The organism is Streptomyces sp. PA03-3a (assembly GCF_033792735.1).
Classification (GTDB): Bacteria; Actinomycetota; Actinomycetes; order Streptomycetales; family Streptomycetaceae; genus Actinacidiphila.
Window position 1 is genome coordinate 497,057 of sequence record NZ_JARAVM010000001.1, and the last position, 10,835, is coordinate 507,891.

Below are 10,835 nucleotides of genomic sequence, written 5' to 3' on the forward strand. Positions count from 1 at the left end.
CCAAGTGATTGACGTGTCAAGCATGCATCGATATGATTGACGTGTCAAACAGAGGGGTGCTCATGGGACGCAGACACGGGCCGCTGCCCACCACCGAAGAACTCCGGATCTGGCGTGACTTCATCGAGACCACGGAGCGGCTCCGCTCCCATCTCGCGTCGCGCCTGCAGAGCGACTCCGCGCTGTCCCCCGGGGACTACGCGGTCCTGCTCGCGCTGCACGAGGCCGAGGGCCACCGCCTGCGCTCCTCCGAACTCGCGGCGGTGATCGGCTGGGAACGCAGCCGCCTGTCGCACCACCTCGGCCGCATGGAACGGCGCGGGCTGATCCGGCGCGTGGAGTGCGCCACCGACAACCGGGGCGCCGAGGCGGTCCTCACCGACGACGGCGCCCAGGCCTTCCGGCTGGCCACACTGCCGCACCTCGGCGCCGTCCGGGAGATGTTCGTCGACGCCCTCACGCCGGAGCAACTGGCCGCCGCCGGAGCGATCGCCCAGGCGCTGCGCGCCCGGCTGGACACCGCCTCCGGCCCCTCCTGAGGCCGTCGGGGCCTGGCCGGGCCTGGCCGGGCCCGGTCAGGCCCGGTCAGTGCTGGTCAGGGCCGGGCGTAGCGGTCGCTGATGACACCGCGCAGGCCCGCGGCGTTCCGCAGTGCCTGCCCCCGCGCGGCCTCGTCCTCCCAGGCCGTCATGTCGGGGAGGGTGGGGATGCAGACGAGCTCACCCATGTCCAGGCCGGCGAGCGCGGCGCGGACGAGGTCGCCGGCGTCGACGAACGACTCCTGCGGGAACAAGGAGGAGTCCACGCCGGAGGCCTCGAAGAACTCGGTGCGCACGGGGCCCGGCAGCACGACCTGCACGCGGATGCCGCTGCCCTCGACCTCGCGTTGCAGGGCCCGGGAGAAGTGCAGGTCGTAGGCCTTGCTCGCGGCGTACGCGGTGCCGCCGGGCGGTGCGTGGAAGGCGCCGATCGACGACACGTTGATCAACGTGCCCGAGCCGTGCCGGTCGAAGGCGAGCAGCGCCGCCCGGGACAGCCGGGTCAGCGCGAGCACGTTCACCGCGACGAGGCGGTCCAGGTCCCCTGGCGCCGCGTCGCGCAGCGGCCCGAGGGCACCGAGCCCGGCCGCGTTGACGACCACGGCGAGGCTGTCGTGGTCGAGGACGGCCCGTTCCACCCGGGCCAGGTCGTCCGGGTCGGCCAGGTCGGCGGCGAGTACGGTCGCCTCGAGACCGGTCTCCCGGCGGACGGACTCGGCGAGCGCGGCCAGCCGGTCCGCGCGGCGGGCGACGAGGACCGGCGTGTAGCCGCGGCGGGCCAATTGCTCGGCGTAGCAGCGCCCGATTCCCGAGGACGCGCCGGTGATCAGCGCGGCGCGAACGCGGTCTGCGTGTTCATGGGCCATGGGCACCTTCCGGGTCAGGGGCCGGACCCGTCCTGTCGTGCGGACCCGGTCCTCCCATGGTCGGGCCGGGAAGCCCTGCCGCGCCCCGCGGACGGCCTTCGCGTCGCGGCCTCGCGACCGGCCGCGCCGCGTCAGGCCCCGGTCGAGGACCGCCAGACCCAGTTGCGGCGCTCGTACGCCACCTGGAAGCCGAGCCGGAGCATGTTGTGCAGCGAGGAGTTGCGGGTGCCGGGTGCCTCCGCGCCGGTCTCGGCGACCAGCACGCGGCAGCCGAGGTCCCGCGCCCTCAGGGCCCGGGCGGCCAGCAGGGCGGTCTGGCCGCCGCGCTTGCGGGCGTGCGGCAGCACCGCGCCGGCGAAGAACTGTGCCGCGTCGCCATCGGCGTGCATCGTGCCCGTGCCGACGATCTCCCCGTCCAGCAGGGCCGCGAACGGATGCCACCCGCGCCGTCCCACCGAGGCCGCGGTCATCCGGGCGTAGTGCTCCTCGGGCATGCCGAACGCCCGGGTCACCACCGCGCCCCACTCCTGGGCCTGGTCCGCCTCCACCGGGGCGACCCGGATCCCGGCCGGCGGCTCCAGCGCCCGCGCGCGGGCCACGGCCTCCTCGACGGGGCAGACCAGCTTCACCCAGGACGAGCCCGCCGTGATGCCCTCGCGGGCGCGGATGTCGTCCCAGTCCTCCGGGAGGAAGGCGGGCGCGATCTGAAGGACGGCCTGCGACGTCCCCTCCGAACGGTAGAAGTCGCAGACCGCACCGATCACCTCGGCCGTGACCGGGGCGGTGACACCGAAGCCGAGCGCCTTGCTCCAGAAACGGGTGGGGTCGTCGCGCATCGACAGCACGACGCCGCCGCCGATCCGCGCGGCGTTCATCCCGAGCGCCGCCCGGACGGAGTCGGGCACCTCCGTCTCGAACCGGTACAGCGCCTCGGCCTCGGACCGCTCCGCGACCGCCGGGGGGACCACTGCGTTCATGGGAGGCCTGGCTCTCTTCTCTGGTGCGCGTCGCCCGCGGGCCGGAACACTGCCCCACCGGGGAGGGGCCGCGCGGATCATATATCGACAAAGTGACGTACGGGATTCCGGTCCCGGCGCCGGTGTCAGTGGCCTGCGGCAGAGTGCCGCCCATGATCGACGAACGAGCACTCGACGCCATCGACTGGTCCTCCATGCACCACGCCTACGGCGCGGCAGATGAGGTTCCGGTGTGGCTGAGGGACATGGCCTCCCCGGACGCCGAGACCCGCCGGAAAGCCGTGAGCCACTTCTACAGCGCCGTCCACCACCAGGGAGACGTGTACGCCAGCACGACGGCGAGCCTGCCCTTCCTCTTCGCCCTGGCCGACGACCCCGCCACGCCCGACCGGGCCGCGATCGTGCGGCTGCTGGTCAGCATCGGGGCGCACGCGGTCGAGCGCTGCGGGTACGACTACGTGGACGGCCCGGACTACAAGGGCAGCGCGGTCGTGGTGCGCGAGCGCGCGGACGCCTTCGTGTCCTACGCCCGCGACGACGACCGCCTGGTGCGCCGGGCGGCGATCGAGGGGCTGGGGCTGTTCGTCGACGACGCGGCCCGGGCGGCCGCACTGCTGCGCGACCGCCTGCCCGCCGAGGACGGCACCGAGGAGCGGCTGCTCCTCGTCGAGACGACGGCCACGCTGGCGCTGCGACTGCCGGCGGCCCGGGACGCCGCGACCGCCTGGCTCGACGCCGTGGCCTCCGACGAGGCGGTGGACCCGGCGACCCGGCTCGCCGCCCTCGTCCACGGCGCCCGCTGCGCCCCGGAGCGGATCGTCGCCGGCACCATGCCCCGAGCCGTCGGCCTGCTGCGGCTGAGCACGCCCGCCCCTGAGACCGGCACCGGAGACGGGGCCGCCGGCTCCGGCACCGGGGGGTGCCGGTGCACCGCGCCCGAAGAACCCGAAGCGCCCGCGGAGGCGTCGCGGAACGCGCCGCCGCAGGTCGTCGCCGCGTTCGAGGACCTCGACCGGCACAACCGCACGCACTCCCCGCTCACCTCCCTGCTGCGGACCTTCCACAAGGTGCTGGACTTCCGCGTCGCCGATCGCAGCGCGCTCGTCACCGAGCAGATCGCCAGCCCGGATCCGGCCGTCCGCCACGACGCGATCCGTATGGCCAAGGAACTCATGGGCGCCTGGCGCGGGGACCACTCCGCGCTGGTCACGCAGCTCGCCGGCTGCCTGCTCCCCGGCCATTCGTACACCGCCGCCGAAGCGGCCGAGGCCCTCGGCGCCCTGAGCCCGATCGCCGAACCCGCCCGCGAGGCCCTCGCCGCGTACGTCCTCGCCCTGCGCGACGCGCACGGACCGGAGGTCTGGGCCGCGCCCTGCCCACTGCTGCGCCGGGCGCACCAGCAGTCCGTCATGGCCCTCGCCCGCCTCGGTGACATGCGCGCCCTGCCCTGCCTGCTGACGGCACTGGACGGTGGCGTCGACGCCTGGCGCGCCGTGCAGGTGGCAGGACACCTCGCCCCAGCGGCCGACCAGTTGGTGCCGCGACTGTGCCGGCACCTCACCGCCGAGGACCCGTCGTCGGAATGGGCGGACATGAGCACGAACGCCCTGCTCTCCGCCCTCGCCCGGCTGGGGGATCCCGCCGCCGTACCCGCGATCACCGCGATGGCCACGGCCTCGGCGCGCCACGGGCAGTGGCGCACCACCGCCTCCGCTCTCAAGGCACTGGCCGCCTTCGGGACCGGTGCCGCACCCGCCCTCGAAGCGGTGCGGGTGCTGGCGCAGGCCGACGACCCCTCCGTCCGGACGGCCGCCGCGGCCACACTGTGGGCGGCGGAAGGGGATCCGGCCACCGTGGTGCCCCTGCTGGACGGCCTCCTCGACGGTCACGGGAACCGCGAGGCGGCCGACGCGCTCGCCCGGATCGGGCCGCCGGCCGCCCGGGCGCTGCCGCGCCTGCGGAACATGCTGACCGCCGACTACGAGTGGACCCGCGCCCATGCCGCGAGCGCCCTGTGGGACATCGGCGGCCCGGCCGAGGCACCCGTGGTGGTGCGGACCCTCCTCGCCGCCTGGGAGGAGAACGACGCGACCTCGAACCTCGTACTGGCCTGCTTCGACCGGATGGGCCCGGCCGCGGGTGAGGCCCTGCCCCACGTCCGTGAGGAGCTGACCCGCACCCGCCGCAGTGGCCGGTTCCGCGACGTCGGGCACGACGAGGACCTGCAGCGGATGTGCCGCACCGTCCTCGCGCGCCTGTCCTGAGGCCCGGAGAGGGCCTCATCGCCGCGACCCGCGCGTCACCCCATGTTGTGGTGCGCGTGCTCCCCGCCGGAGGGTGTCTCCCCGCCGGAGGGCGTCTTCGCGCCACTCTTCCCGGACTTCGCCGCCCCCGCGGCGTGGTCCGGATGGTGCGGTTCGTAGCCGGGGATCGTGCCGTCGGGCTTCGCTACCAGGAACAGACCGGCCATTCCCATGTCGGAGTGGCTCTGGACGTGGCAGTGGTACATCCACGCGCCGGCGCCGACGTGTTCGCCCGCGATGATCTGGAAGCCGAAGGAGTCCGCGGGCCCGGTGATCTTGTTGTCGATCACCCGGCTGGGGTCGTCGGGGCCGGTCAGCAGGCCCGTCCTGTTGTCGGCCCAGCGGTGACCGTGCATGTGGAACGTGTGGTAGTACTCGCCGTGCGTGATCATGATGATCTCGACGCGATCACCTACCGTCGCCTCGAAGTTCGGGGTGTCGGCGCCGGTTCTGTTGTTGATGGTCATGTCGTTGAAGACGATCGTGAACTGCTTGTCCGGCAGGATGTCGCCCTTCCTGCGCACGACCACCGGCCCGTAGAGGCCCTTGCGGATCCCGCCCGTTCCGTGGTCCGTGCCCACGACGTGGTCGTGGTAGTGCCAGTAGCCCGCGCTGCCCGGCCGCCACGTGCCGTCCTTGCGGCGACCCGGCGCGTGGGTCCGCCAGGTGTACGTCCGCGTGCCGCCCGGCTCGACGTGACTGCGGCTCATCCGGGTGCCGTCGCTGGCGATGTCGTAGTCCATGCCGTGCACATGGAGGCTGGCGTCCACGTCCGAGGCGTTCTCGAACTCGATGTGCAGGGTGTCGCCTTCGACCAGTTCGATCAGCGGGCCGGGCACGGTGGCCCTGCCCTTCTCCAGGCCGTAGCCCATCTGCCCGTTCGGTAGTTGCTCGGCGTAGAGCTTGAGGTGGCGCACCTGGCCTCCGGCCGGTGCGGTGGGCGGGGAGGGCTCCGCGGAGGAAGCCGTGGGGACGGAGGCCACCGCGAGCGAGGCCGTCCCGGTGGCGGCGACCACGCCACCGGCCAGCAGCCGCCGGTTGAAACTCCTTCTGTCCAAAGCCATACCGGTCTCTCCAGTGCCGTGAGGAGACGGTCGGGGCGCGAGGGTCCCCGGGGACGGCCACACGGTAGACCAGTGATCTCCGTTTATCCACAGCCGGGACAAAGTTGGTGAGATCCCGTCCATAGCTATTGGCGGACCGTCAAAAGCGGTCTAGCTTCAGGCGCTGTTGCTGTGACCACGAAGGGTGGGTGAAGCATGCAGAACGCACCACATCACCGGTCGAGATCCCGGCGCGGCACGGCCGCGGCCCTGGTGGCGGGGACCCTGGCGGCATCGCTGCTGGGCGGCACCGCCGCCACCGCCAGACCGTATCCGGAGCCGGTGCCGACAACGTTATCCCTGCCGTCCCCACCGGGCGGCAAGAACGTCAAGGTCCTGGTGTTCCACGCCTCGGCCACCGAGGAGTCCCCGACCGTCGACGCGGGCATCGAGGCGATCGAGGCGATCGGCCTGTCCGGACCTGCCGACCGGCGCTTCAAGACCGTCGCGACGGACGACGCCTCGGTCTTCACCAACGCCAAGCGCCTGGGCACCTTCAACGCGGTCGTCTTCCTGACCGGGGGCGGCGACGTACTCGACCCCGAGCAGGAGGCCGGCCTCGAGGCCTACATGGAAGCCGGCGGCGGCTTCCTCGGCATCCACGACGCCGCGCGCACCGAACCGTACTCCGACTGGTTCGCCGGTCTGATCGGCGCCCGGCCCGCGGCCACCAGCCCGGCCGCCGTCCAGCGCGCCGTCGTCGAGATCCCCGACCGGATCAATCCGGCCACGAAGGACCTGCCGCTGGAGTGGAAGCGGCCCGACAAGTGGATCAACTGGGCGAGCAACCCGACCGGCAAGGTGCACACCGTCGCCAAGGTCCGCGAGAGCAGCTACAAGCCCGGAACCGGCGCCAACGGCGTCGACCACCCCGTCTCCTGGTGCCGCGACTACGACGGCGGCCGGTCCTTCTACACGGGGATGGGCGGTACGGCGGAGTCCTTCGCCGAGACCGACTTCCGCGACCACCTGCGGGGCGCCCTGCAGTGGACGTCCCGGCTCTCGCGCGCCGACTGCAAGGCGACCATCGACGCCAACTACAGTGCGGTGAGGGTCACCCAGCCCAACCAGGCCGGCCAGCAGGACCAGATCGGCGAACCGCACGGCCTGGTCGTGGCGCCGGACGGACGGGTGCTGTACATCGGCCGCGGCGGCGGCGCCAACGGCGCCCCGGTCGTGACCGACTGGAACAACCCCGACATGGGCAAGGGACTCGGCCAGATCCACGTCTACGACCCGGCGACGAAGAAGGTGACCCTCGCGGGCGCCCTGACCGTCTTCGGCAACAAGGGCGGCGGCGACGAGCTCACCAAGGTCGAGGAGGGGCTGCTCGGCATCGAGCTGGACCCCGCCTTCGAGACCAACGGCTGGGTGTACCTCCACTACACCCCGCACTCCGGCCTCGACCGTGACAAGCACGTCGCGGAGCGGCGCGTCTCCCGCTTCACGCTGGACCTCGCCACGAACAGGCTGGACCTCGCCTCCGAGAAGGTCCTGCTCAAGTGGCCGGTGCAGGTCCACAGTTGCTGCCACGCCGGCGGCGGGATGGCCTGGGACTCCAAGGGCAACCTCTACATCGCGACCGGAGACAACAACTCCTCCGGCTTCAGCGGCGGTTACTCGGGCAACAACCCGGAGCCCGACTTCAAAGGCCTGTCCTTCGCGGACGCCCGCCGCACGGCAGGCAACACCAACAACCTCAACGGCAAGATCCTGCGCATCCACCCGGAGCCCGACGGCACCTACACCCTGCCCCCGGGCAACCTCTTCACGGGCGAGGAGCAGGACGAGGGCGGCGACAAGACCCGCGGCGAGATCTACGTCATGGGCGTGCGCAACCCGGCGCGCATCTCCGTCGACAAGAAGACCGACATCCTGTACGCGGGCTGGGTCGGCCCCGACGCCGGCTCACCGAGCACGACCTGGGGACCGGCGAAGTACGACACGTTCGCCGCGATCACCAAGGCCGGCAACCACGGCTGGCCGTTCTGCATGGGCAACAAGCAGCCCTACCGGGACCGCAACCTGCCGGACCCGGACAAGCCGCTGGGCTGGTACGACTGCGACGCCCCGAAGAACGAGTCGCCCAACAACGACGGCCTGGTGAACCTCCCGCCCGTCACCGGCAACACCATCTGGTACTCCCCGCAGGGCGGCGCCCCCGACTTCCCGCGGGACGCGAACGGGGTCCCCAGCTACAAGAACGAGGAGGCCACCTACCTCCTGCCGTGGCTCAAGGGCGGCGGCCAGGCCACCATGGACGGCCCGGTCTACCGCTACGACGCCACGACCGCGGGCGACGGCGCGTGGCCGCGGTACTGGGACGGCAAGTGGTTCGTCGGTGACTTCTACGACGCCGACAACCCGCGCCACGCGGTGCTGACCGACCCCAAGACCGTCGGCAAGGGCGGGCTGCCCGTCACCGCCGAGTCGCTGAAGAAGATCATCCCGGTCGGCCAGGGCGGCATCCGCAACCTCATGGACTGGAAGTTCGCGCCGGACGGCTCGCTCTACGTCCTCGACTACGGGCGCGGCTTCTTCACCTCCGACTCCCAGTCCGCGCTGTGGCGTGTGACGTACAAGGGTGGCGAGGCGACTCCCGCCGCCGCGGATCTGGCCAGGAAGGCGGCACAGTGAGACACCGACCTCTACGCCCGCTGGCGGCCCTGCTGGGCGCACTGCTGATGGTGCTGGGGCTCACCTCGACCGTCGCGTACGGACGCACCGACGACCGTGCGGCGGCCGGCGGGACCACGGCCGCCGCCCAGGTGCTCACCTGGACGGCCAGTTCCCGCACCGACCAGTACGCGAGCTTCCCGACCACGGCGGTGGCCGGCCCGGCGACGCTCGTCTTCGAGAACAGCGCCGCGACCGGCAACGACATCGGCATGCCGCACACGCTCACCTTCGACGTGTCGGACCCCGAGTACAACCACGACGTCCCGCTCAACATCCTGGCCAACCCGGGCGACGACAACGGCGGCAGGCACACCGTCGACGTGACCCTCACCCCCGGCCGGTACCGCTTCTTCTGCAGCATCCCCGGCCACGGCCAGATGCAGGGCATCCTCACCGTGACCGAGGACGGCAGCGGCGACGACACCGCGGCGCCCACCACCGCGGCCGACGTCACGGGCCAGAAGAACGCCGACGGCGCCTTCGTCGGCTCCGCCACGGTCACCGTCACCGCGACCGACGACGGATCCGGTGTGAGGACGGTCGAGTACGCGGTCGGGGAGGACGGCCCGTGGCAGCCGTACACCACGCCCGTGGTCGTCGACCAGGTCGGCTCCCACACCGTCCGCTACCGCGCCACCGACCAGGCGGGCAACGCGGCGGCCGAGAAGTCCGTCGCCTTCGACGTGGTCGCGCCACCGACCGACGACACCACCGCGCCGGAGACCTCCGCGACCGTGAGCGGGGAGAAGGACGCCGACGGCAACTACCTGACGATGGCCACGGTCACCGTCACCGCGTCGGACACCGGCTCGGGCGTCAACACCATCGAGTACGCCATCGGGGCCGACGCCGCCTGGCAGCCGTACACCGCGCCGGTGATGGTGCACCAGGTCGGCTCCCACACCGTCCGCTACCGCGCCACGGACAAGGCGGGCAACGCGGCGGCCGTGAAGTCCGTCGCCTTCACCGTCGTGGCACCGCCCACCCAGGACACCACCGCGCCGGAGACCTCGGCGACGGTGACGGGTACCAGGAACTCCAACGGCGCGTACGTCACCAGCGCCAAGGTGACCGTCACCGCGACCGACGCGGGCTCCGGGGTGGACCGCGTCGAGTACTCCCTCGACGGGGGCCCGTACCTCGCGTACTCCGCTCCCGTCATCGTCGACCGGATCGGCTCGCACACGCTCGCCTACCGTGCCACGGACAAGGCGGGCAACACCTCCCCGGCCCGCGAGGTGACCTTCACCGTCGCGCAGGGCGGAGGCGTCCCGGCGCCCAACTGCCCCGAGTACGACGAGCGGCTGACCGTGATCGTCGGCACCGTGGACTCGGGTGTGCCGAACCGCCTCACCCGCAGCCGCTGCACCATCAACGAACTGATCGAGGACGAGAAGGACTGGTCCTCGCACGCCCTGTTCCTCAAGCACGTCGACGGCGTGCTCGACCGGCTGCTCGCCGACAACGTCATCGACCAGCGCGAGTTCAACAAGATCACCAAGGCCGCCAAGCAGTCGAAGATCGGCAAGCCCGGCCAGACGCAGGGCTACCGGGACCTGTTCGACGGCACCGAGGCGTCCCTCGCCAAGTGGGAGCAGGTGGGCGGCGGGCGCTTCACCCTCTCCGGCGAGGGCGCCATCACCAGCAGCACGACCGTCCCGGGCATGGGCATGCTGTGGTTCCCGGAGCGCAAGTACGGCGACTTCTCGCTCAAGCTGCAGTTCCGCGACGACGCCCCGGGCACGGGCAACGCCAACGGCGGCGTCTTCATCCGCTTCCCGAACGTCCACGACCACCCCGAGGAGTCCCGGCCCGAGTGGGTCGCCATCAACTACGGGCACGAGATCCAGATCCTCGACCGCCCCGACGGCGACATGTACAAGACCGGCTCCGTCTACGGCTTCGACCGCGTGGGCCTCGGCGGCGCCGGCGTGACCCCCAAGGGCACCTGGAACGACTACGAGATCCGCGCCGAGGGCCAGCACTTCACGGTCCTGCGCAACGGCGTCGTCATCAACGAGTTCGACAACGTCGGCGGCCAGGTCTTCAACCCGCCGCGCGCCGGGGACCCGGGCACCGACGGCCGGCGCTACGCCACCGGCTACATCGGCCTCCAGGTCCACAGCACGACGGATGTGATCTCCTACCGCGACATCCGCGTCAAGGAGCTGTGAGCCGGCACTCCTGACCGCCGCGTGGGGCCCCCACCGCATCCGCGGACGCTGTTGGTAAATCCGGGGCATGCGTGACGGCGGCCTGTACTACCCCGTGGGGTTGTGCAGGCCGTCGTCGTGTTTCTGGGGTGGGTTCGTGTCGTTGCGTGGGGTGGAGCTGGCGGAGATCCCGGAGGAGACCGTGCGGGTGGCGC

The 10,835-nt window shown here is 72.0% G+C and carries 7 protein-coding genes; 4 read left to right on the forward strand and 3 right to left on the reverse strand.

Annotated elements, in window-relative coordinates; all coding sequences use genetic code 11:
- Positions 1–62 precede the first annotated feature (62 nt).
- The gene (locus tag PV342_RS02130) at positions 63–539 is read left to right on the forward strand and encodes a MarR family winged helix-turn-helix transcriptional regulator (RefSeq protein WP_400796543.1); all 477 of its coding nucleotides are present in this window, start codon (positions 63–65) and stop codon (positions 537–539) included.
- 56 nt (positions 540–595) lie between these two features.
- Here the strand turns inward: PV342_RS02130 and PV342_RS02135 are convergent, their stop codons facing one another.
- On the reverse strand, positions 596–1,405 hold the full coding sequence (locus PV342_RS02135) for an SDR family NAD(P)-dependent oxidoreductase (protein WP_500315674.1): 810 nt from the start codon (positions 1,403–1,405) through the stop codon (positions 596–598).
- A gap of 131 nt (positions 1,406–1,536) precedes the next feature.
- Entirely contained in the window at positions 1,537–2,382 is an 846-nt protein-coding gene (locus PV342_RS02140; RefSeq protein ID WP_386994272.1) for a GNAT family N-acetyltransferase, read from the reverse strand.
- A gap of 152 nt (positions 2,383–2,534) precedes the next feature.
- Between PV342_RS02140 and PV342_RS02145 the strand changes: the two genes are divergently transcribed.
- Positions 2,535–4,646, forward strand: a complete 2,112-nt coding sequence (locus PV342_RS02145) for a HEAT repeat domain-containing protein (RefSeq protein ID WP_500315675.1) — start codon at positions 2,535–2,537, stop codon at positions 4,644–4,646.
- 35 nt (positions 4,647–4,681) lie between these two features.
- Here PV342_RS02145 and PV342_RS02150 read toward each other — a convergent pair whose 3' ends face one another.
- Positions 4,682–5,743, reverse strand: a complete 1,062-nt coding sequence (locus PV342_RS02150; protein WP_500315688.1) for a multicopper oxidase domain-containing protein — start codon at positions 5,741–5,743, stop codon at positions 4,682–4,684.
- 201 nt (positions 5,744–5,944) lie between these two features.
- Here PV342_RS02150 and PV342_RS02155 point away from each other — a divergent pair, with 201 nt between their 5' ends.
- Complete coding sequence (locus tag PV342_RS02155; protein ID WP_400796528.1) at positions 5,945–8,425, forward strand: ThuA domain-containing protein; 2,481 nt, start codon at positions 5,945–5,947, stop codon at positions 8,423–8,425.
- A 47-nt stretch (positions 8,426–8,472) separates the two neighbouring features.
- Positions 8,473–10,641, forward strand: a complete 2,169-nt coding sequence (locus tag PV342_RS02160) for an OmpL47-type beta-barrel domain-containing protein (RefSeq protein ID WP_400797465.1) — start codon at positions 8,473–8,475, stop codon at positions 10,639–10,641.
- Positions 10,642–10,835 lie beyond the last annotated feature (194 nt).